Annotated in this window: 16 protein-coding genes; 11 read left to right on the top strand and 5 right to left on the bottom strand. The window is 56.1% G+C overall.

Going from position 1 to position 22,203, the window contains the following annotated elements:
* Positions 1 to 180: 180 nt before the first annotated feature.
* Positions 181 to 1,215, top strand: a complete 1,035-nt coding sequence (locus SFX18_13710; GenBank protein ID MDX1964205.1) for a hypothetical protein — start codon at positions 181 to 183, stop codon at positions 1,213 to 1,215.
* Positions 1,216 to 1,225: 10 nt separating this feature from the next.
* Here SFX18_13710 and SFX18_13705 read toward each other — a convergent pair whose 3' ends face one another.
* From SFX18_13705 to SFX18_13695, 3 genes are all read right to left on the bottom strand, one after another.
* Positions 1,226 to 1,384 (bottom strand): type II toxin-antitoxin system HicB family antitoxin, encoded by a 159-nt coding sequence (locus SFX18_13705; GenBank protein ID MDX1964204.1) that lies wholly within the window; start codon positions 1,382 to 1,384, stop codon positions 1,226 to 1,228.
* 178 nt (positions 1,385 to 1,562) lie between these two features.
* A complete protein-coding gene (locus SFX18_13700) occupies positions 1,563 to 2,435 on the bottom strand; it encodes an OmpA family protein (protein ID MDX1964203.1) in 873 nt (290 codons plus the stop codon).
* 119 nt (positions 2,436 to 2,554) lie between these two features.
* The gene (locus tag SFX18_13695) at positions 2,555 to 3,106 is read right to left on the bottom strand and encodes a hypothetical protein (GenBank protein MDX1964202.1); all 552 of its coding nucleotides are present in this window, start codon (positions 3,104 to 3,106) and stop codon (positions 2,555 to 2,557) included.
* Positions 3,107 to 3,412: 306 nt separating this feature from the next.
* Here SFX18_13695 and SFX18_13690 point away from each other — a divergent pair, with 306 nt between their 5' ends.
* Positions 3,413 to 4,837, top strand: a complete 1,425-nt coding sequence (locus SFX18_13690) for a sigma-54 dependent transcriptional regulator (protein MDX1964201.1) — start codon at positions 3,413 to 3,415, stop codon at positions 4,835 to 4,837.
* A gap of 505 nt (positions 4,838 to 5,342) precedes the next feature.
* Here the strand turns inward: SFX18_13690 and SFX18_13685 are convergent.
* Entirely contained in the window at positions 5,343 to 7,055 is a 1,713-nt protein-coding gene (locus SFX18_13685) for an SUMF1/EgtB/PvdO family nonheme iron enzyme (protein MDX1964200.1), read from the bottom strand.
* 546 nt (positions 7,056 to 7,601) lie between these two features.
* On the opposite strand from SFX18_13685, the gene mutL reads away from it, so the two are divergent.
* From mutL to glnD, 7 genes are all read left to right on the top strand, one after another.
* Positions 7,602 to 9,806 (top strand): DNA mismatch repair endonuclease MutL, encoded by a 2,205-nt coding sequence (mutL, locus tag SFX18_13680; protein MDX1964199.1) that lies wholly within the window; start codon positions 7,602 to 7,604, stop codon positions 9,804 to 9,806.
* A 403-nt stretch (positions 9,807 to 10,209) separates the two neighbouring features.
* Positions 10,210 to 11,700 (top strand): shikimate dehydrogenase, encoded by a 1,491-nt coding sequence (gene aroE / locus SFX18_13675; GenBank protein ID MDX1964198.1) that lies wholly within the window; start codon positions 10,210 to 10,212, stop codon positions 11,698 to 11,700.
* Between the two features lie 249 nt (positions 11,701 to 11,949).
* Positions 11,950 to 12,483: a shikimate kinase gene (locus tag SFX18_13670; protein MDX1964197.1), complete on the top strand. Its 534-nt coding sequence runs from the start codon at positions 11,950 to 11,952 to the stop codon at positions 12,481 to 12,483.
* 36 nt (positions 12,484 to 12,519) lie between these two features.
* The gene (locus SFX18_13665) at positions 12,520 to 13,866 is read left to right on the top strand and encodes an A24 family peptidase (protein MDX1964196.1); all 1,347 of its coding nucleotides are present in this window, start codon (positions 12,520 to 12,522) and stop codon (positions 13,864 to 13,866) included.
* Between the two features lie 81 nt (positions 13,867 to 13,947).
* A complete protein-coding gene (locus SFX18_13660) occupies positions 13,948 to 14,511 on the top strand; it encodes a cob(I)yrinic acid a,c-diamide adenosyltransferase (GenBank protein ID MDX1964195.1) in 564 nt (187 codons plus the stop codon).
* Positions 14,512 to 14,834: 323 nt separating this feature from the next.
* On the top strand, positions 14,835 to 15,173 hold the full coding sequence (locus SFX18_13655) for a P-II family nitrogen regulator (GenBank protein MDX1964194.1): 339 nt from the start codon (positions 14,835 to 14,837) through the stop codon (positions 15,171 to 15,173).
* Between the two features lie 96 nt (positions 15,174 to 15,269).
* Complete coding sequence (gene glnD / locus SFX18_13650) at positions 15,270 to 17,942, top strand: [protein-PII] uridylyltransferase (GenBank protein ID MDX1964193.1); 2,673 nt, start codon at positions 15,270 to 15,272, stop codon at positions 17,940 to 17,942.
* On the opposite strand, the gene SFX18_13645 is transcribed toward glnD, so the two are convergent.
* The gene (locus SFX18_13645; protein MDX1964192.1) at positions 17,908 to 19,599 is read right to left on the bottom strand and encodes a serine/threonine-protein kinase; all 1,692 of its coding nucleotides are present in this window, start codon (positions 19,597 to 19,599) and stop codon (positions 17,908 to 17,910) included. The genes glnD and SFX18_13645 overlap by 35 nt on opposite strands.
* Before the next feature lie 285 nt (positions 19,600 to 19,884).
* On the opposite strand from SFX18_13645, the gene SFX18_13640 reads away from it, so the two are divergent.
* Both SFX18_13640 and SFX18_13635 read left to right on the top strand, forming a co-directional pair.
* Positions 19,885 to 20,157, top strand: coding sequence for a glutaredoxin family protein (locus SFX18_13640; protein MDX1964191.1), 273 nt, complete (start codon positions 19,885 to 19,887; stop codon positions 20,155 to 20,157).
* Positions 20,158 to 20,282: 125 nt separating this feature from the next.
* Positions 20,283 to 21,878 carry a DUF1570 domain-containing protein gene (locus SFX18_13635; protein ID MDX1964190.1) on the top strand — a complete coding sequence of 532 codons (1,596 nt, stop codon included), beginning with the start codon at positions 20,283 to 20,285 and terminating at the stop codon, positions 21,876 to 21,878.
* Positions 21,879 to 22,203 lie beyond the last annotated feature (325 nt).

Here is a 22,203-nt window from a genome sequence, read left to right as displayed (position 1 = left end):
CTGGAACTCCGTTCCCAGTGGCGTGGATGTCAGATACCCGCACCGCTAGTAACGTCCAGCCATGTTTTTTACAACCCCAATTCCCCCTGCGGGAAATTATTTTATTGACATAAATTGCGTTTCAGATTAGGGTCCGCCACTACTAATTTTAAGACTTGTCTTGGCGGCGAATTAAAAAACGTGATCATTGAAAATAACGGTTTATCAGTCTATGCACCACGTGCCGGCTACTATCCGCCTGAATCATCCTTCTTTCTTTCAGCAAGCTCTGACTATTTTCAACCGTATATTCACGCAGGTCATGGTGTGGCTATGCGTGACGCTACAGTGAAATATGAATTTATTGAGGAAGATCCAAGGCAAATATTGCAGGGATACATTGGATCAGATGGAAACGTAAAACGCAGTGTAACTCGCGATGTAAAAAGTGATCCGGCTTTGATGGTCTTGAATTTCGCTCCCAAAAATTCTCGTGGTGATTCGATAGACCTATCATGCTTAGCGAAAGAATTAGGTGTTGACCATTTCAATTGGCTTCAAACAGTAACAGGCCCTGGAAATTGGCGATTTGATGTTCATCGAACAGTACAATTGCCGAATGGTAATGTGAATCGTTTCATAACGGGTCCCGCTTCGGCACCGTACTACGATCCTTTTGTTCAAGTTGCGGGCGATGATACGTTCGACACATACTCGATTCGAGTTGATGGAAATGCCTTGAATGACGTTCGCCGATTTGAAATCGAGGAAGATGCCAATGGTGGTCCCTACTTTGATAAACACGCCGCATACTATGCTGAACTGCCACATTCTGAGGAATGGAAAAGCTATATTGATCCTTCAAAGACCATATTTCAATTTAGAGACCGACCTCAAGTTCCTGACTATGCATTGTCAGGTGAAAACTATTTCCTTAGTTTTACAACTGAACTAGTTGGGATTGAATCAGATGGGGACATTAAACACTTCAATGTTCCCGGCTTGAAGTATCGCTGGAAATCGAATGCAGTTCACGATGGAGAAAATTACATTGCAGGCGGAGTTTCACGAGCAGGATATTTTGGAGACCTTGCCGTAGAGGCACCAATTATAAGTGGTGGCGTATTTGATTTTGAAGAAGTTGTGATACCAGAGCCACCTTTAAGCTTAATGGCCGTGACCGCGTTAACTATCATTTACTTAGGATATTTTAAATTGATGCTTTCCAATAGTTAACTAGCAAAAACTACTCCAGCGGGAACTCTTCCAAATACAACTCCGTTGCTTCACGTAAGTTGGCTAACGCCTCCGCCACGGATTCCCCTTGGGTCGTTGTGCCGGTTTCCGGGTTATGGGCGACATAACCCCCTTCGGCGGCGGGAAGTAAGACTGCGGTGAGAGTCATGGAATTGTCTGCTACATTGTAATAGGAAATTCGAAGCGAATTACTAGAATTAATTATAAACATGATTCTAGGATGTTTGCAAAAATTTAGCAATTTTCGCGGGCTATCCCAAACTCTCATCCCGCACCGCCAACCTCTCTTCATTCATCATTCCGCCTTCATACTTCTGACTTTGATTCTACCGTTCCCCCACGCGTTCCGGGTACACCACGATTTCGATGCGCCGGTTGCGGGAGCGGCCCGCGGGGGTGGCGTTTGACACCACGGGGTGGTTGGCCCCATAGCCCACGACGGAGAGTTGCTGCGGTCGCAAGCGGGACCGCTGGGTGAGATATTCAAAGACCGCGCTCGCCCGCGCGGCGGTCAGTTCGTGCGGGTTGGGGGATCCGGCGGGGGGGGCTTCGTTGTCGGTATGCCCTTCGAGTGCGATGTATTGTTGCGGATAGGCCCGTTCGACCTCGATCACGACCGAATCAATGAGCGGCGTCCCATCCACCCGCAACCGGGCGCTTTGCGGGTCGAACAGCCGGTCGGCGGGAAGCTCGATCCGGACCACGTCCCCATCGGTGCGCGATTCGATCCCCGCCAACTTAAAGTCCGGCAGTTTGGAAGACAGGCTGCTATTGGCAAAGATGCTGGCCCCGGGTTTGTTGCCGTTGGGCATGCTGGCGGTCGAATTAGCGGCGGGATTGGCGGCGGAGTTGTTGGCCGCGGCCAAGGCATCCTGCAATCTCCGCTCCATCACGCCGCGCTCATCCCGCAGCTGGGCTAGCTGAGTATTGACCGAGCCCAGTTGTTCCTTGACCGCGCTCAGTTGGTCCCGCATCAGTTGTGCTTGCTGACGCGATTGGGCGAGCAGGGTCTCCAGTTCGGCATTATCCCGGTCGAGCGCGGTGGCCCGGTCCTCGAGCGTTTTGTTTTGCTGGGCGAGCTGCGTTTGCTGCTGTTGTAGATTATTGACGGCCCCCTGCTGCGCGTACGGGGTCTGCACGCAGCCGGTAACAACCAGCAGCGCCAGCCAGGCACCGGCGGCACCCGCGACACGACCCATCCAGCACTCCTTTGCCAGGGCAGAGATTCTCTACAAACGCGCGAAATCCTAGCGAGACGAACTGTTGCCAGCAATGGCAGTTCCACATATTACAAGATTTGCTAGCAAAAGTTTTCAGTCTATACCGCCGAACACAATTCTTGCGAAAGACTCTGACTATGGGCTTTTTCTTTCGATTGGTTGTTCTCCCCCAGCCATCCTCGCGTGGCCGGGTACTCTCCATAAAACCGCTTAATAAAATTGCGGTGCCAGCGGTCGTCCGTATGCCGGACCCAGCCAAAGCGCCGCAGAATTTTTTCGCTCAGCCGAAAGTTGGCCGCGTCGCCGACGATCGCCGCCGAGGATTTGAGGCGGGCGATCTCGTCGAGTGTGCCCAGGGCGGCGTGCAGGGTGGCGAGGGTGCAGTCGCGGGTCGAGACCGTGTATTTTAGAGCCAGATAATCGGGGCTGCTACGGGGTTGATTGTAGTAAATCCACAGCCGGTCTCCCGTGCCGTGCCGATGCAGCCATTCCCCCCGCCAGAGGACGTCCCAGGGCCAGACCCACTTGGGATAGGGGCGCAACCTCACGGCGCGTAACTCTCCAGCGGCCGCTTCGATACAGCCGTAGCGTCCCGCGGCCAGGGCCGCCAGATCCAACCGCCCCGCGGTCATTGTCGTAAAGCCAACCATACGGCTGTTATCGACCGGCGGGGTTCAGTTTTCTAACATTGGGTGATAAAAAGTGAAATTGCGGGGATTGTAGGGATTGTAATGGTAAGGGCCATGTGATGTGCGTTACGAGTAATTTTCCTCCCGCCTCCCGTCCCTCGACCCGCGTCCCGCCGCCTATTCCGCCGATACCATCGGCGGCTTTGTGCGCGCTCCGTTTAAATGCAGAATTGCAGCCATTCTGCATTCATCATTCCTAGTTCTGACTTCCCCGCTTCCCCCCCCGCCCCCTCCCGCCTCCCCCCGGATAGCGGTAATATATCCCCTATGAACACCACCGATTCTTCCACCGCGGTCCCACTCACGGATGTGCGGGTGCTTATTATCGACAACGACCAGTCCCACGCCGAAACCGTGGCCGAAAGCCTGGAGCGCGTGGGCCTGGACTGCACTGTCGCTAACGGCGGCAAGGAGGGGATTCGCCGGATCGACCAGGAGAATTACGATGTCATCATCACCGACCTGATGATGAATGACGCCGACGGCATGGAGGTGCTCAAGCATGCCAAGGAAGCCCTGCCGGAGGCGGAGGTCATTTTGGTCACGGGGCACGGCACGATCCCGAGCGCTGTCGCGGCCATGCAGTCCGGGGCATTTAATTATCTGCAAAAGCCGCTGGATCTCAAGCAACTGCGAATCGTCGCCCAAAAGGCGTGCGAGGCAGTCCGCCTGCGCCGCACCAACACCGAACTGCGGCAGCGTCTGGATGAAAAATTTGGTTTTGAGGGGGTTATTGGCAGTTCGCCGCAAATGAACGCCGTGATTGACCGGCTCAAACGGATCGCCCCGACCGACGCTAGCGTGCTGATCCAGGGAGAAACCGGCACCGGCAAGGAACTAGTCGCCCAGGCCATTCACCAGAACAGCCCGCGCAAGGGAAAACCGTTCGTCGCGCTCAACTGCGCCGCCCTCAGCGAAAATATCCTCGAAAGCGAGCTCTTTGGTCATGTCAAGGGGGCGTTTACCGACGCCAGCGCTGACCGCGTGGGCAAGATCGCGCACGCCCACGGCGGGACGCTGTTTCTAGACGAAGTGGGCGATATGCCGATGCCGACGCAGATCAAGCTGTTGCGGGTGCTTGAAAATGGCGAGATCACGCGCGTGGGGTCCAATGACACGATCAAGGTGAACGTGCGAATTTTGTCAGCGACCAATCGCAATCTGGAAGAGGCGATCGAAAAGGGGACGTTCAGGCAGGATTTGTACCATCGACTGAAGGTGGTGACGATTATATTACCGCGTCTGGCCGAGCGGGCGGCGGATATTCCCCTGCTGATCGACCATTTTATTCGCTACTTTGCCAAGCGGCACCACAAGTCGATTAAAAGCATGACTCCGACGGTCCGAATGAAGCTGTTGCACTACAGTTGGCCGGGAAATGTGCGGCAACTGCGAAATGTGATTGAAAGCATGGTGGTGGTCGACTTTGACGGCGTTTTGGATGTGGATGATCTGCCGACCGAGTTGGGGGATTTGCCGACACCCGCCGCGCCGACGGCCCCGACCATTGTGCTGGCCTCGGGGAGCGGGTCGGACCTGAGCAGCTTGATCGGCCAATCACTGGCGGAGATTGAACGGCTATTTATCATCGAGACGCTCAATTCGACCGGCGGCAACCGCGAGCAAGCCGCCGAAATGCTAGGCATCGGCGAACGGACGCTATATAGAAAGATCAAGGAGTATGGGCTGTGAGGAGGCGGGGGGCGCGTATGTAGCAGGCACCGTCCCGGTGCCGTAAATGCGGTTGCGAGAGTGAGGAAGTGGGAAGCGGAGCGTGGGAGACGAGAGGCGGGGGGAGAAGTCAGAAGTAGGAATGATGAATTAGGATTTGCAGCAAACCAATTCTTAATTTTTAATTCATAATTCTTAATTGACTTGGGTGGTTGGTGGTCGAGCCTCAGCGAGCCCCCAGAGGGTAGGAAAAGCAGGGGTGCGGAGGTGCAGGGGTGAGTGCTTAGCCGCAACGCGCAGCGGAGCGCGCACAAAGCCGCCGATGGCATCGGCGGAAAAGGGGCGGAACGCGGGATGAGGCGGGAATCACAGAGTTTAGGCGACAGGTATTAGGAGAAAACGGTTTGTATTCCACCGCGCAGCGGTGAAGGATCGTAGCCGTGGGCGTCAGCCCACGGACAGCTAGGGTACCCGGTCCTGAGATCAGATTAACGAAGTCAGGCAGCGTATGACTGAAGCAAAGCGCCTACGGAATACAGCGAACACGAAAGCCGAAGACGCCGTCGCTACGGTTCGCGGGTCCGGCGAAGTTGTGATTCGCAGAGCGACAGTAGATAGCGATGCTGCACCAACCACCGCCGCGAATCACGCGGTATTCTCCCGTTCTTGGCCCAGACGGTTCATTGACCGGGCTATTGCTATAATATTCCGCGTCGTACCAATCGGCGCACCATTCCCACGCGTTGCCGTGCATATCGAACAAGCCGAATTTGTTCGGCTGGTAAGAGCCAACTTTGCAAGTGCCCTTTAAGTATGGCCCCTTTGTCTCGGTGCCATAGGGATAATTGCCGTCGATATTCGCCGCGGTTCCATTAAGCGCGTCCCCAAAATGAAACGCCGTGGTCGTCCCCGCGCGGCAGGCGTATTCCCACTGCGCCTCGGTTGGTTGCGTATACTTTAGCTTTTCCTTTTTTTCCAGCCACTTGCAAAAAGCGACCGCGTCGTTCCAACTGACGCAAACCACCGGATGATCATCCGCCTGGGTAAAACCGGGGGTCCGCCAATTGAATTTTTCGTCTTTAACGAAACTCTGTTTTTCCGCGTCCCACCCGTACGCCCCGCCATCCTGTTCCGCCTCGGTCTGGTATTTGGTTTCCGCTACAAACTTGGCGAACTGCCCGCGCGTCACCTCATACGCCCCCAAATAAAACGGCTTCGTGATTTTGACGCGGTGTTGGGTTTCGCCGTCGTCGCGTCCTTCCTCCGTCTTCGGCGAACCCATGAGAAACTCCCCCGCCGGAATCAAGGCAAACTTCATGCCGATGCTGTTGGTGAATTCCTTTTTTAGGGCCGAGTTTACCTTCCCCAAACTCCAACTCGCCACCTTTCCATACGGGACTGGGATTTGATCCGCGTTGTCCTTATTCCAGACATAGTCCTTGGTCTCGCGCTGCACATAATGGACCATTTCTGGTAGCGACAGTTCATCCTGGGGATACTTATCCGGTCCCGCCTCTCCCCGCAGGTATTTCAGCACATGCCCCGTGAACGCCCCATGCCCCCGACCGTCAATGAACTCGGGATACTCCTGGGCCTTTTCACCGGGCGAGCAACTAAAAAAGGCGAGCATTCCCTGTGGCACGGTGCGAATTTTGCGCCCCACGGGTTCTAGCTCGACTTCCTTCGCGCGGGTTTTCCCCTTGGGCTGGGGATCATTGCGGCAGGCGTCCACCAGCAGCAACTTACGCCCCGCCTGGCACTCTTGCATGAGGGTGTAGACCTTTTCCAGCGATAAGAGCGTGCTGCGGTCATCCAACTGGGCATCGGCCGGGCAAAAGTAGAGTTCCTGGGTTTCCTCGGCGTTGGCCATGTTTTCCTTATCAATTGCAAACTGCACGCCATGCCCCATAAAGGCAAAAATCAGTGTGTCCGCCGCGTCTAACGCCTTGGCGCGGTTGGTCAGGACGCGCTCGATTTTCTCCGGCGTTGTGGGGTGCAAACGCGTGTCGTCGGCATTCTGGGTCATGACCGTCACGTCAAAGCCCAGCGATTTCAGTTGCAGGCCCAGATCCTCGGCATCGTTAATTGTGTAATTCAGCCGATTGAGTTGGCTGGCGTCGTATTTCTCCACGCCCACCAGTACGGCGTACTTTTTGCCGGTCTCTTGGGCGTGTGCGGTGGCAAGGAAGTTGAAGCTAACCAACAGCAGCCATGCGAGAAATGCCAGAATGCGTTGCATCGCTTTACCCCAGGGACAGAAATCAAATTCAGACAATTTAAGTCAATTTATCAGGAAGGGTGTGGCCGTTGCAATGATTTTTTTCTAATTGTACGCGGGTTGCAAAAACAACACGATCTTGCGCGCAACACCCCTGAAACTATCGACAACTGTTATAACGTGGAGGAACAAAAGATATTCCGCGGAAATCGGAGATTAATTCGATTTCACCCGGGAGACGCTCCCTTTTCATTAAGCGTAAATCGGTTATAAATACCTAAGTGCTTGCTACCATCGGTGTTAAGCCGAATGTTTATCTTTTGTAAACCCAGGAGTCTCCTTTGGCAGTGGATGCCGCAAACTGCCGCTGTTTGGACGATTGAGCGCCGATTGCTTAAATCTGTCACTTGCCGACGTTGCGGGTTGGTACAGCCGGTCTTACATCGTTCGACCGAACTCCGCTAAGCATCGTGGCTAACCGGACATGGTCGTGTTGCGGTTCATTCGGCGACGGAGTCGCCTCCTACAATTCTTCATTCGTAATTTTTAATTCGTAGTTAACTTCCCATGCCCCTGATCCGCCAACTCCCGCCGAGTGTTATTAATAAGATTGCCGCGGGGGAGGTGATCGAGCGCCCCGCCAGCGTGGTGAAGGAACTGCTGGAAAACTCGATTGATGCCGGAGCGCGGCGGATCGACGTCACCGTGGAACAAGGGGGAATCGAGCTGGTGCGGATTGTGGACGACGGCTGCGGGATTGCCCCGGAACAGCTTTCCCTGGCCGTGGCACCGCATGCCACCAGCAAACTTGAAACCGCCGAGGACCTGTTTCGCGTCCGCACCTTGGGCTTTCGCGGCGAGGCCCTGGCCAGCATTGCCGAAGTCAGCCAAACCCTCATCCGCAGCCGCCAACCCACGGCCCCCGCCGGAGCCGAAGTCAGCATCAACGGGGGGGAAATTGGGCCTGTGGAGCCTTGCGGCGCGCCCGTCGGCACCACGATCGAGGTCCGGCAGTTGTTTCATAACACCCCGGTACGAAAAAAATTCTTACGGTCCACCGCGACGGAGTTTGGCCATGTCACCGAGGCTCTGACCCGGGCTGCGCTGGCGTATCCGGGAATTCACTTTACACTGCGGCACGGCAGTCGCATGGTGCATGATTTGCCGCCCACCGAACGCCTGGACGAACGGGTGGCGGCGTTTTTTGGCCGGGAGTTGGGTGATGAATTGCTCTGGATCGAAAGCCGCGACGAGCAGGTCTGGCTGCGGGGCTATGTGGCCCGGCCCACGCAAACCCGCGGCAATAACCGGTTGCAGTATTTGTTCCTCAATGGCCGGGCGATTCGCGACCGGGCGTTGCAGCACGCCCTAACCGAGGCGTATCGCGGCCTGATCATGGTGGGGCGGTTTCCCATCGCGTTTTTGCAGTTGGACATGCCGCCCGAAATGGTTGATGTGAACGTCCATCCGACCAAAATGGAAGTTCGCTTTCAGGATGGGGGCCGGCTGTATAGTCAGTTATTGGGAACGCTGCGGGGCAAATTTTTGACCACCGACCTGACGGCCCGGCTGCACTCGCGCGAAACCGCCCTGGGAATCAACCCGGCGGGAATTTCGCCGCCGCACTCTTCTCCCCCGCCAGCGCGGGCAATCGTCGCGCCATCGCCAATAACCACCGAGCAAAGCCAGCTCCCTTGGGATCTTGACGACGCCCGCGAACGGGCCAACGCCCAAGGATTACCCGGGCGCTTGGGTCTGCCCGGAATGCAGTCAACAACAGTCCCGGGCGCGCCGGTGTTAGCAAATAGCGTTTTAACCACCGCGGAAGCCTGGCACGACGCGCACGGGGCGCATGACCCCCTGCAGACGGCCCGGCATAAGGCCGAACTGCTTGCCTGGGCCCGCCAGGAGAGTTCAGGCATTGGGGTAGAAACGGAAAATCCGCCCCAGTTTGGCCCAGCCGTGCGTGGCGACACGGATCAGCTACCCGCGGATGAGCAAGTGGCGTTGGATTTGCCGAGTACCGGCGGCAGCCGGTTAGAGTTGGTCCCTTTTCACCGGGAGACGGCTAGCGTGGCTCCCCCGGCGTATCCGGGGACCGCGGCGTCGTATGTTGCCGCTGGCCAGCAAGCTGCGGTTGCGACGCGAGGGTCGGCGCTTCGGACACAAGAGCCTAACACGAGTGCCGCACCCACGCAGGCGGGCTCGGCGGCCATTCAAATTCACAATCGCTATCTGGTGGCGGAGACCGACGAGGGGTTGGTGGTCATCGACCAGCACGCCCTGCACGAGCGGATCTTGTACGAGCAAATTCGCAATAAGGTGTTAGCCGGCGATGTTGAACGGCAGGAACTGCTGGTGCCGGAACCGATCGACCTGACCGCGACCGAAGCGGCCGCGATTCTTGCCAGGCAGGAATTATTGGAAAAGTTGGGCATAGGGGTGGCGGCGTTCGGGGGCAGCACGATCCTAGTCACCAGTTACCCGGCGATGCTGGCCAACTTTCGTCCCCAAGAAGTCCTGCGAAGCGTGGTGGAGCACCTGCAGACCGAGGGCAAAACCCCGGAGCGGCGCGATTTGTTGGACGAGCTGTTGCACATGGTGGCGTGCAAGGCCGCGATCAAGGCGGGGGACCACCTTTCGCCTCCGGAAGTCGCCGCGTTGGTCTCCCAGCGGCATTTTTACCAGGACAGCCACCACTGCCCCCATGGCCGGCCGACAATGCTGGTCTTTACGCAGGCGGAGTTGGACAAGCAATTTGGCAGAATCTAAGGTGTCGCGGACTTTCGTGCGTTGTTTGGTTATTCAGTAAAGAGGATAGTACGCGAATGGAGTGCGGATATTCGCGGAGCGGATTTATTGAAATTTATCCGTGAGTTATTAGTGCAAATCCGTGGCATAATAAAGCAACTCTGGCAAGTAATAGGTCAAAAGGAGGCACAACGGTGGCGGAACGCGTTCCGTCTGATACCTGTTGCCCTGATATTTCGGCCCCCAATGCGGGAAATAACCCCGTACCCCCCCTTTTGGCCCGCTATATTTCAAAGATTTTCCGACTATACTTAAAAAACGGGGCAATTCCGGCTACGGGCGGTTCGTTTATCCCCTAGGGTCTGGTGCCAGGCAATTTTTTTTAAGTAGTGGGAGCTGAATTTCGCGAATTCAGCCAGAATTTATGCTTTGTGTCAGCATTGGCCGCGGTCGCCACCGTCACATGATTGCCGAGCACGCCCATCTGGCGCAGCAGGGAATCAAACTGGTCGAATTGCGGCTGGATTATATCAATGGGCCGGTCAATCTCAAGCGTTTGCTGCCGGAACGCCCCACGCCGACGGTGATCACGTGCCGGCGCCTGGCCGATGGGGGAAAATGGCGCGGGACAGAGGAGCAGCGGCTGCTGCTGTTGCGCACGGCGATCGTGGAGGGGGTGGAATATGTCGATTTAGAGGAAGACATAGCCGGGGGGATCCCCCGCTATGGCAAGACCAAACGGATCGTCAGCTTTCATGACTTTCGCCGCACGCCGGACGATCTGGACGAGATCTGGCAGCGCCTGGCCAAGCTGCAGCCCGACATCATCAAAATCGCCACGATGGCCAATAATCCGCATGATAACATCCGCATGCTGAAGCTGCTGGCCCGGCATAAATCCATCCCCACCGTCGGCATGTGCATGGGGGATATGGGGACCCCGTCGCGCATTTTGAGCCAGCGGCACCACCCGCCATTTGTGTTTGCCACCTTTCACCAAGAGCGGTTGCTCGCCCCGGGGCAGTTGAGTTACCAGCAAATGACCGAGGTCTATCGCCATGAGCAACTCAACGCCCAGACCACGGTGTATGGCGTCATTGGCGATCCCATCGGACATAGCCTGAGTCCGCTGATCCATAACGCGGCGTTTCAGCATTTGGGATTAAACGCCGTGTATGTCCCATTTCGCGTTCCCGCGGAAAACCTGGATCAGTTTTTGAGTGACCATCAAGAATGGGGTTTGCACGGTCTGAGCGTGACGATTCCGCACAAGGAAGCGGTACTAAAAAAAATCACCAAATTGGAGCCGACCGTGCAGGGAATGGGGGCGGCCAACACGCTTATTTATCAAGGGGACACGATCCAGGGGCACAACACCGATTGCCAGGCTGCCATTGAAAGCCTGGAAAAAGCGATGGTCCCCCCGCTTTATGATCGGGGGGGATTGCAAGGAAAACTGGTGCTGGTCTTGGGAGCGGGGGGCGCGGCGCGGGCGATTGTGCATGGACTAAAGCAGCAGGGGGCGCTGGTCAACATCACCAGCCGGACGCACGAGCGGTCGCAGGCCCTGGCGGAAAAGTTTGGAGCCAAGGCCATCTCGTGGGATAATCGTTACGGGATCACCCCCGACGTCGTGGTTAATTGCACGCCGGTGGGGATGCATCCCAACGTGGATGACACGCCGTACGAAAAGCACCACATGCGCCCCTTTATGGTGATTTTTGACACGGTGTATAATCCAGAAAACACCCTGCTGATCAAGGACGCCCGCAACCAGGGATGCGTGACCGTGACCGGCGTGGAAATGTTTATCCGCCAGGCGGCGTTGCAGTTCAAACTCTTTACCGGCAAGGAACCGCCGGTGGAGGTGATGCGGGAGACGCTCAAACGGGCGATTGGCCCGGCCAAGATGTAAATGTTTATCATGCAGTAGCGGAATTCACCAGAATTCCGAGTCAAATAAGGTAGCGGAATTCGCTAGAATTCCGGATCAACGTGCGTGTGTTTTCCCATACGTTAGAGTCGAAACTTTTGCAAGTTCCGCTACATGATAAGGATCATTCGGGTCGGAACTTTTGCAAGTTCCGCTACATGATAAGGATCATTCGGGTCGGAACTTTTGCAAGTTCCGCTACAGGATAAGGATCATTCGAGCAGGATTTCGATGAACATCGCTCTGATTGGCTATCGCGGCACCGGTAAAACCAGCGTCGCCCGCGAATTGGCCAGGTTGCTCGACTGGCAATGGATTGACGCGGACGTGTTTTTAGAACAACGGGCCGGACGGTCAATCGCGGAAATCTTTAGCCAAGACGGGGAAGCCACATTCCGCGACCTAGAGGCACAATTGCTGCCCGAGTTGTGCGCGGCGGAAAATACGATCTTGGCCTTGGGAGGGGGCGTGGTCATCCGACCCCAAAACCGCGATCTCCTAAGCAATCCCGCGCATTGGGTGGTCTGGCTGACCGCTCCGGCCGAGGTTTTGGCCCGGCGCATCGCCGCCGATGATGAAAATGCGGCCCGTCGTCCCGCGTTGACCCAGGCGGCACCGCTTGCGGAAATTCAGCAATTGTTGGCCCTGCGGGAACCGTGGTATGCCTCCTGCGCCGATAAAATCGTGGAAACCGGCGGAAAATCACCTGGGACAATCGCCGCCGAAATTGTACAGTATTGGCAGGCTCGAGCGCAAAGTGTGTAACTGTTCTTTTCTGTATATTCCCCGATTGATGACCTTGTGCAAAACTGGCTGGAACTTTCGCTTACGTTCCGCTTGCTCTGCCTGGGCGTGGTGGGCTTGTTCACGGGGCAAATTGCTAATTGGGCCATCTGCCGCTGGCGGATTCAGCCGCTCGATTTTCATCCTTGGTCGCTGAATACTTTGGTGTCGCCCAAAACCGCGGGAAAGGTCAATCGCCATCCGCTAGGATTTTTACCTCTGCTGGGCTGGTGGTTGCGGCGGGGGGAAGGATCTATCTGGGGGAGGGGTTTTTGGATTCGGCCGCTCCTGGTGGAATTATTGCTCCCCGCGCTCTGGATCACGCTGTATCTGTGGCAAGTGGAAAATTTTGGCCAATTATCCGTGGTCTTGCACCCCGCACTCCGGGTGATGGCGGTGGCCCCCGCGGGTAACCCCGCCGCGGCGCAATTTCTGGATTTGCAATTCACCCTGCATTGTCAATTTGCCGCGCACGCTTTGTTGTCCGTCTGGATGTTGGCCGCCACGCTGATTGATTGGGACGAGTTAATTATCCCGGACGAAATTACCGTTTCGGGGACAATCCTAGCGTTACTGGGGCTGGCTATCTTTCCACGGGCACTTTTGCCGGATATGGTTTTTTTACCCCAACCCGTGCCGCAGTGGCTGGGTAACGCCGCCGTTGAACCAGTCACGCTGACAGCCCCCAATCCTTGGCCTGATATCCTCTCGCCCAGGCCAAATGGCTTTTCCCTGGTCCTAGCGCTGGTTTGTTACTCCATTTGGTGCGTCAGTCTGTTGCCGTGGGTGTGGCATGGACGCTATGGCTTGGCACGGGCGTGGCGGTACTTTTGGGCGACGCTCTACCGTGACGGGCATTGGCGTTGGGTGGTCCCCCTGCTACTTTTAGGAAACGGGGCAATCTGCGGGGCTTGGGCGGCGGCGGAAGAGCAGAGTTGGAGGGGGTTGTTAAGTTCCTTGGTGGGTTTGTGGTGCGGCGGGTTCATGATCTGGATTGTTCGGGCGATTGGGTTTGTCGCACTGCGTCGGGAAGCGATGGGCTTTGGCGACGTCACGCTTATGTCGATGATTGGCGCGGTCACCGGCTGGCAAGCGACCATCCTGATCTTTTTCTTGGCACCCGTGGCGGGATTGATCTTGGGTGTGATAAAAATGCTCTTTCAAGGCGAACGCGTGCTGCCATTTGGGCCATTTTTATGTCTGGCGACCTGGACGGTCCTCTTTGCCTGGAGTCCCTGTTGGGAATACATCCGCCCTATTTTAGAAGTAGGTTGGCTCTTGCCCGCGGTGCTGGGGTGTTGTTTACCGCTGCTGGGGCTATTATTAGGAATCTGGCGGTGGCTGCGGGGAGAGGAGCAAAGTTAGAGGTATGAATGATGAAGGCAGATTTTGAGAGGTCAATTTGTAACTTGTAATTGAATCTGGCACACATCGAATCGCACACACATGAAAATATACACAAAAACCGGTGATGAAGGCGAAACAGGACTGTTCGGCGGGGGCCGGGTCCGTAAAGATCACGCCCGTATTGAGGCGTATGGCACCGTGGACGAATTGAACGCCGGTTTGGGGGTGATTCGCGCGGAGCAACTGCCGACCGAGATCGAACGGCTGTTGCATCGCATTCAAAACGAATTGTTTGATTTGGGGGCGGAATTAGCCACGCCGCAGCCGGGAATATTACCCCATCGCATCAATGCCGAGGCGATCAGCGCGTTGGAACGGGTGATCGACCAGTTTGAACAGGAACTTCCCCCGCTAAAAAACTTTATCTTGCCCGCGGGCGGGCGGGGAGCGGCGCTCATGCATGTGTCACGCACGGTTTGCCGCCGAGCCGAGCGTTGCGTCGTGCGACTGCAGGATGTGACCGAGCAACCGGTTGCGCCGGAAATCATGATTTATCTTAACCGGTTGAGCGACCTGCTCTTTGTGCTGGCTCGGGTGTTGAACGCGCGGGGCGGCCAGGGGGATGATCCCTGGTGTCAACGGGGAAGCGCAAATCCGGCATAACCCTCACGGGTGGACCACCCATCCGGGACAGCCATTCAAAACCAGCGCGGGCTGGAAAATCCACGATGGGCTGGCCTAAGCTACATTTTCAGGGGGGAAATCGCTCATCACGGGCCGCTATGGTCTTAGCGACTTGTCCTAGTTTGCCATTCGACGGCGAATAGCAGGTCGGCCGTTTCGCCCAGTCCCCCGTCCCGCGAGGATACCCCTTTGCCTTTACCCTGGGCTAGCTAACGGGTAAGGTAAGGTGTCGGCGCAGGGGAATATGCATCCATCCGTCACGCATCCCGCGGACGGAATCAGTTACCGCAGGGTTGTATGTCATGAAAAAGATTGAAGCAATATTACGCACCCACAAACTGGATGATGTCAAAAATGCCCTGCACGAGTTAGGTTTAACGGGGATGACCGTCTCGGATGTGCGGGGCTTTGGCCGGCAAAAAGGCCATACCGAGATGTACCGCGGCTCGGAATACAATGTTGATTTTTTGCCGAAAATCAAAGTGGAATTGGTCGTGGCGGACGATCTGTTGCAAAAAACGATCGCCACGATCCTGCGCTCGGCGCAGACGGGGCAAATTGGCGATGGGAAGATTTTTATTTCCCCGGTCGAGGATGTCATTCGCATTCGCACCGGCGAATCCGGCCTCCATGCTTTATAACGCGTTGGTGGGGCGTCGGGGTTTCCTGGATGCGGCCAGGCGTTGGCCGCTTAGTTTATATTAGACCGTATGCCGCAACTTGTTTTTCGACCCGCTGTGCTTGCCGCCCGAGAAATCCTATCCGCCGGGCGGGAGCGATTGGCCGCGCAGCATCGGGCGGGCTCTCCAGGCGTGCAGGTCAGCGCCGCGTTGACGGATTTATATGACGAGATTGTGCTCGCGCTGTATGAGGCCGCGCTGGGGACAATTTTGGAAAGCGAACGGGAGGGCTTTTTAAAGGAGTTTGCCCTGGTGGCGGTCGGCGGCTATGGCCGCTGCGATATCGCCCCCTATTCCGATGTCGATTTATTGATCCTGCATACAAAAGCTACGGCGTCCCAGGCCAGTCAATTGGCCAAGCATCTCATTCAGGATATTTATGACACGGGATTGGTTGCCGGGCAAAGCCTGCGCACCGTGCCCGAGGCCCTGCGCCTGGCTTTTAGCGACCCCAGCATCTTTACCACGCTCTTGGAGGCCCGGTATTTGGCGGGTGATGAGGGATTGTTGGCTAAATTGCAGCGGCAATTTTTGACCAAAACCCAGTGGAACCGCCGGGGACTGCTGCAAAAAATTGTCACCGCCCGCGAGGAAGAACGCAACCAATTTGGCGAGACCGTCTATCTGCTGGAACCAAATGTCAAACGCTCTCCCGGCGGGCTGCGCGATTTACAGCTATTGCGGTGGATCGGCTATACCCGCTACGGCCATAAGGATATCGAAAGCCTGCATCTCAATGGCGAATTGCATCAGGAGGATCGCGATCTGTTGCGCGCCGCGCGCGAGTTTTTGCTGCGGGTGCGCAATGAACTGCATTTTCACGCTGGCCAGGCGCACGACATTCTCGACAAGCGCCAGCAACTGCGCATCGCCGAGGTCTTTGGTTACGAAGCGACAACGGGGCTGCTCCCCGTCGAACGCTTTATGCAGGACTACTTTCGCCATAGCCAAAGCATACGGCAAATCGTCGCCCGCTTTGTCGAAGGAGCCCGCCCGTTTCGCCGCCTGCAGGAATGGCTCGGGCCGTTGGTCAGTTTTTCGCTGGGGGGGGAATTTCGCGTCGGGCCGTACAGCATTTTGGCCACGCAGCGCGGGCAGGCCCAATTACGCCAAGACCTGACCCAGGTGCTGCGGCTGGTAGTGTTGGCCAGTTTATACAACAAACGGATCGCCCATCGCACCTGGAAATTTGTCCGCACCGCCGTGGCTGGCTTTCATAACGAAGTCCCCGCCGCCGCCAAACGCCATTTCCTAGAGCTTTTGTCAAATCCACCCCGCTTGGGAGAGCTGTTGCACACGTTGCACGAGCTGGGCGTGCTGGAAAAACTGATTCCGCAGTACGCCCACGCGCGCAGTTTGCTGCAATTTAATGAATATCACAAATACACCGTGGACGAACATTCATTGCGGGCGGTGGAATGCTCGACGGAGTTTGCCGAACGAAGCGATATCCTGGGCCAGGCGTACCGAGATTTGCGGGATAAATGGCTGTTGCACCTGGCGCTTTTGATCCATGATTTAGGCAAGGGCTTTGCCGAGGACCATAGCGAGGTCGGAGCGCGGATGGCGGTGGAAATCGCCCGCAGTTTTGAGCTGGATGAACACGACAGCGAGGTACTGCGGTTTTTGGTGCATAAGCACTTGTATATGTCGCATTTGGCGTTTCGCCGCGACACCAGCGATCCCAATTTAATCCTCAAGCTGGCCCGCGATGTTGGTTCGCCGGAGGTGCTCTCGATGCTGTATGTGCTGACCTGCGCGGATTTGTCCGCGGTCGGCCCGGGAGTGTTTAACGATTGGAAAGGGGAAGTGCTGGCGTCCTTGTATCAGCGCACCATGCGGCATCTGACGGGGGATGATCCGGGGCAGGACGACGAGCACCGCCGGGCGGACCTGGCCGCCGCCGTCCAGGAGGCGGGAGCGGCGTCGGAATGGTTCACGCGGCAGATCGCGGCGCTGCCCGACCCATATTTGCAAAGCGCTCCTCCCGCCCAATTGTTTACCGAATTGCGTCAGCTAGCCGATTTGCGTCCCACGGAGGTCAAGACCTGGTCGCGGTATCTTCCCGAAAGCCAAACCGTAGAATACACGATTGGCACGCACGAAGCGGTGGCCAGCGGCATTTTTCATAAGCTGACCGGCGCCTTGTCCAGCCAAGGTTTGCAAATTTTGGGAGCGGACATTTATACGCTGCTGGACGGCCTGGTGCTGGACCGCTTTCACGTAACCGATCCCGACTACGCGGCGGAGCCTTCCGGGGAACGCCTGGCCGAGGTGCAGGCCGCGTTGGTGGCCGCGCTCTCCACAGACCAGCCTCCGACATTTCGCAAGATCTGGCAAAGCCGCGACAAGCAGGCGCTGCAGTCCCTGACCCGCCAGCCGACCCAATTTCACGCCGATAATGCCACTTCCGATAAATACACCATTCTGGATATCTTTGCCAGTGATCGCCGCGGCCTGTTGTATACCATCACGCGAGAATTGTATGAACTGGGGCTTAATGTCTCACTGGCCAAGATTGGCACGTACGTTGATCAGGTGGTGGATGTGTTTTATGTGACCGACAACGCCGGACATAAAATCCTGCAAGAGTCCCGTCTGCGCGAGATTCGCGCACGGGTGCAAAAAGCGATCGAAGCCTTGGACCCCTCGGAATCAGGCGGCAATGGCGCGAGTCCCGTGGACGCGACCAAATCTACCGGGTCAGAATCACAACTAACGCCAAAATAGCGGCTAGTATTAACCCGCCCCCCATGGCGTACCAAATCCAAATCGGCGGAGGGCGGCGCACCACATGCGTCGGCCGCGCTGTATCCAACTGGACGCCTCCCGAAGAAGCTACCGCCGGCAGGTCGATCCCATCAAACCGGGGAGCAGTGCCGGGTGATACACCGCCGGGTGAAACATTATTCGGAGTAATACCGCCGGGGTGGGCATTTCCCGGGGGAACAAAGCCCGGCAAGATTGGTTGCGCTACGGGGAGCGCGACGGGCAGTTTTTTGGATGAGCCCGTCCCTGGTGGACGCTGCATTCCGCTGTGACCGCCGACCGCCGACCCTGTCCCGCTGGCGGAACCAGGATTTTGCCGGGGAGCGGATTTTGTAGCGGATCCCGCAACCTGCGATCCCACGGACTGGACGGCCCCCTTGAGTGTTTCGCGGTCATGATTGGACAGCGTGTCCCCTGGATTGGAAGTTTTATCCCGCCGGGGAGGTTTGACCGGTTGACCCGCCCCGCTCCGCCGCGGCGGAGCCATAGCGCCGGATTTTTGGACCACGCTGCTCCCGCTGGCGGCTTGATTTTCCGCCGCGTTTTGGCTGCCACGTTGCGTTAGCCAAGCGCTCAGCAAGCGTGCCACTTCTCCTGCAGTTTGTATGCGCGCCGCCGGTTGTTTGACCATCATCCGCAGGCAGACTTCCACCAGGGCCTGTGGCGCGTCCGGCCGATCCAAATAAATGCTGGGCGGGGGTTCGGTCTGGTGTTTGAGCACGCGTTGGGCAAGCGTGCCATCGCGAAACGGCGGATGTCCCGTTAGCAAAAAGTACAACGTGCAGCCCAGGCTGTAAATATCCGCGCGATGATCGCTTTCATGGCTGTTTTTAGCCTGTTCGGGGGGGAGGTAGTCCGCCGTCCCCAACACGTTTTCATCATGGGCTATCGTTAAACTGGCGGTGGTTTCATCGGTAAATCGCGCCAGGCCCATATCCAAAATTTTTACCACTCCCTTGGCGTCGACTAGTAAATTGGCTGGTTTTATGTCGCGGTGGATCAGGTTTGCGTCATGGGCGTGTTGCAGGCCCTCGGCCGCTTGGCGAATATAATCGGCCGCCAGCTCATAGCCCAAGGGGCCATCGGATTTTACCAGATTTTGCAGGTCGCGCCCCTCGACATATTCCATCACGATAAAGTGATGTTTTCCCTCGTTATCAATGTCATAAGCCCGCACGATGTTTTTATGGTCAAGCGCGGCGGCGGCCTGGGCCTCGCGGCGAAAGCGAGCCAAATAAGAAGAGTCGTCCACCCGGCTTTGCGGCAGGACCTTGATCGCCACCCGTCGCTGCATCAGTAAATGCTCGGCCAGGTAAACGCTGCTCATCCCGCCCGAGCCAATATGTCCCAAGAGCTTGTATTTACCCAGGAAGAACCCTTTATGCTTTTTCTTAAAAAGTTGTTCAACTTGCCAAGGAGTTAGCAGGCGTGCCTGGATAAGAGAGTCGGCTAGCTTGCGCGCGGGGGAGAGCGACGGGGCATCGGCCTGGGCCACAGCCACAGCCGTCGACGCGCTTAATTGACCCGCTTGGTCAAGAAAGTCGTTGAGTTGCCGTTCTTCGATCAGATTGCTGCGGCGTAGCAAATCTAAAAATTGTTCAGCCGAATCAAAGGACATGCCATCGCCGGCGAACCGGCACCAATACTCGGAAACGAGTGCTTCTCTGTTCTCACCCGGATAAGATCGCGAATCGGTGCGGAAATGAAATAAGGTCTGTTGGCCCCATATTCCAGTAAGCCGTAACTAACCGCGAATTAACCACTTATCTTAAGTATCTCTGGTCTGATTGGCCAGTAATTTACAATAACATGCTAGAAAAAAAGTTGCTACAATATCCCCAAAGATGCGGAAAACACAGAAAATGTCCTTTTTCTCGGGTTTTCAACCGGTAAATCACCCCCCATGGCGACTCTTCCCGCAGACCAGATGCAGGTCGCGCTCTACACGCGCCGGGGATGCCACCTGTGCGACCAGGCCTTGGATCTATTGCAACGCCGTGGATTAACGGTCCAGTTAATCGATATTTCCCAGTCCGAGGAACTCACCAACCAGTATGGCCTGCAGATTCCCGTGGTGGAAATTGACGGCAGAGTCCGGTTTCGTGGTCATGTGCAGCCCCTCTTGCTCCAAAGACTTATCAACCATGCAGCAGCTTGCGTACCAAATAAAACTTGAACCACCGGCTCTTCCCACGATTTTTCAGTTTTTTTAGCAGGTTTGCTGGGCAGGATTGTAAAGTTCGTCCATAATACCAGTGGCAAGTCCAACTTTTCCATTTTTGGCCTGCAGGCATGCCGCGGATGACACCATTTGCCACAAAAACCAAGCGATATCAGCCTAAATCCGCTGGGATTGGCGGTTGTCTGGCAAGGCGATTGGCGTTTTGGGTGGTGTTATGTGTGGGGCAGTTCGCAGGCACTTCTGGCCACTCGGCGGATGTTGTTACCCCGCCGCGCGCGGCTCCTCTGCAAACCGGCCCGCATGCCGCACCCGCCGAAGGGGCGAAATCTACCACCGGGGAAATGCTCCCTCATTTTACGATCGAGCCAGCTCCTTATGATTGGCGCGAATCCCATAAATGGCCGCTCGAACAGTTGCGACTCAAAGATGGGCGGGTATTGGCAGGTGTTTTTCAGGCGGAAAGCACGGAACGGGTGGATTTTTTAGAGGTACGGCGTCTTCCAGGCCAGCCGACCTATCTAGTGCGACGCCGTCTGCCGGCGGAGTCCATGGCCGAACTTACGCGCTTGCCCCCCGCAGACCGCAATGCCCTTTTGGAAAAGATCGAAAAATTTCGCAATCGCAGCCTCGAAGAATTGCGAAACATGCGGGGGTTGGCCCTTGTAAAGCATGACCATCCCAGCGGCCATGAATGGTCGTATACCCTAGGTCCGTGGTTTGAATTGCACAGCCAGACGGATGAAGAGTTGACCCGCCGGGCGATTGTCCGCATCGAACAAATGTTTCAGGCCTTTGCTGAAATTCTACCTCCCCGCCGCACCCCCCAGCAAAGGCTAAAAATCCATCTTTTTGGCACCTTGGGCCAATATCAAGAGTTTCAGGCGGCGTATGGCATTCAGTTAAAGAATCCCGCGTTTTTTATACCCGAAAAGCAGCTTTTAGCGGCTGGCAGCGAATTGACCGAATTGGTCAGGGAATTAAACACGATCAAAGCCCAACATGCCAAAATTCAAGAGCAAATCCAGGCACACAACGCCAGCTTGAAGCAGCGACTGCGCGAACAAGCGGCGGAATATCAGCGAATTGGCTATGCCAAGGAAGAAATCGCCAAACTGATCGGGCTGCAACGTAGCCAGTGGCAAAAAGAGTTAAACCAGCTAAAGGGGGAGTTGAAACAAGCGGAAGCGGCCAATACGCAGGTCTTTGAGAAAGCGACGGGAGAGATGTTTGCCCGGCTGTACCATGAGGCGTTTCATGCCTACCTCGCCAATTTTGTCTATCCCGCCGAAAATAATCAGGTCCCCCGATGGTTAAACGAGGGCTTGGCCCAGGTTTTTGAACGCGGAATCGTGGAAGTGGGGACCCTGCGGCTGGATTTGCCCGAGGAAGCCCAACGGTCTGCCCTGCAACGAGATTTGTTACAAGAGAGCCGTTTGCCACTGGAAGAAGTCCTGGGTGCGGAAGAAACGCATTTTTTAGTGAGGCATGGCCAGTCCACGGATCGGCTTTCCGAGCGATATTATCTGTATGCCTGGGGTTTGGCCTACTATTTGGTCATTCACGAACCAGTCTTAGAAAGCCGCCAACTGGATAACTATGTGGCCGCAAGCTCGCAATCGTTATCACCCCGGGCGCGGTTTGAGGCACTTGTCGGCATGCCCCTCGAACAATTTGAAGTTCGCTGGAGAGCCTTTATGCAGGCGGATCATCCCTAAGCTGTCCCTTTCATGAGCGGAATGATCACAAGAATCAATTCCGCCATCCTCTTGAGTCCCCTTAAGTCGTTACCAACTCGATGGTCGGCGACTTTTCTTGGGTTAAGTTTGTCTCGTTTTGAGACAAAAATGACATGCCTATTCGATTTCGATCAGCTTAAGGGGGTATCTTTGCGCTATCTTTGAAGAGTCGCATCTTATGGCAAAGACGCAAAAAATGTTCTCAAAATAGTAAATTGGGTAATTTGACCAGCGTCGCGGCACCCCGTTTGTCAAGCCCCCCGAAAATTTCTTTGTCCAGTCTGTAACATCGCATAAGCTATTG

Source organism: Pirellulales bacterium, from assembly GCA_033762255.1.
In the GTDB taxonomy this organism is placed as follows: domain Bacteria; phylum Planctomycetota; class Planctomycetia; order Pirellulales; family JALHPA01; genus JANRLT01.
This window is presented reverse-complemented; position numbering and strand designations above follow the sequence as displayed.

Bases quoted from the DNA above. Each gene is read 5' to 3' on its own strand.
- SFX18_13705 (MDX1964204.1), bottom strand. From the start codon at position 1,384: ATGACTCTCACCGCAGTCTTACTTCCCGCCGCCGAAGGGGGTTATGTC.
- SFX18_13700 (MDX1964203.1), bottom strand. From the start codon at position 2,435: ATGGGTCGTGTCGCGGGTGCCGCCGGTGCCTGGCTGGCGCTGCTGGTT.
- SFX18_13695 (MDX1964202.1), bottom strand. From the start codon at position 3,106: ATGGTTGGCTTTACGACAATGACCGCGGGGCGGTTGGATCTGGCGGCC.
- SFX18_13690 (MDX1964201.1), top strand. From the start codon at position 3,413: ATGAACACCACCGATTCTTCCACCGCGGTCCCACTCACGGATGTGCGG.
- SFX18_13685 (MDX1964200.1), bottom strand. From the start codon at position 7,055: ATGCAACGCATTCTGGCATTTCTCGCATGGCTGCTGTTGGTTAGCTTC.
- mutL (MDX1964199.1), top strand. From the start codon at position 7,602: ATGCCCCTGATCCGCCAACTCCCGCCGAGTGTTATTAATAAGATTGCC.
- aroE (MDX1964198.1), top strand. From the start codon at position 10,210: ATGCTTTGTGTCAGCATTGGCCGCGGTCGCCACCGTCACATGATTGCC.
- SFX18_13670 (MDX1964197.1), top strand. From the start codon at position 11,950: ATGAACATCGCTCTGATTGGCTATCGCGGCACCGGTAAAACCAGCGTC.
- SFX18_13660 (MDX1964195.1), top strand. From the start codon at position 13,948: ATGAAAATATACACAAAAACCGGTGATGAAGGCGAAACAGGACTGTTC.
- SFX18_13655 (MDX1964194.1), top strand. From the start codon at position 14,835: ATGAAAAAGATTGAAGCAATATTACGCACCCACAAACTGGATGATGTC.
- SFX18_13645 (MDX1964192.1), bottom strand. From the start codon at position 19,599: ATGTCCTTTGATTCGGCTGAACAATTTTTAGATTTGCTACGCCGCAGC.
- SFX18_13640 (MDX1964191.1), top strand. From the start codon at position 19,885: ATGGCGACTCTTCCCGCAGACCAGATGCAGGTCGCGCTCTACACGCGC.
- SFX18_13635 (MDX1964190.1), top strand. From the start codon at position 20,283: ATGACACCATTTGCCACAAAAACCAAGCGATATCAGCCTAAATCCGCT.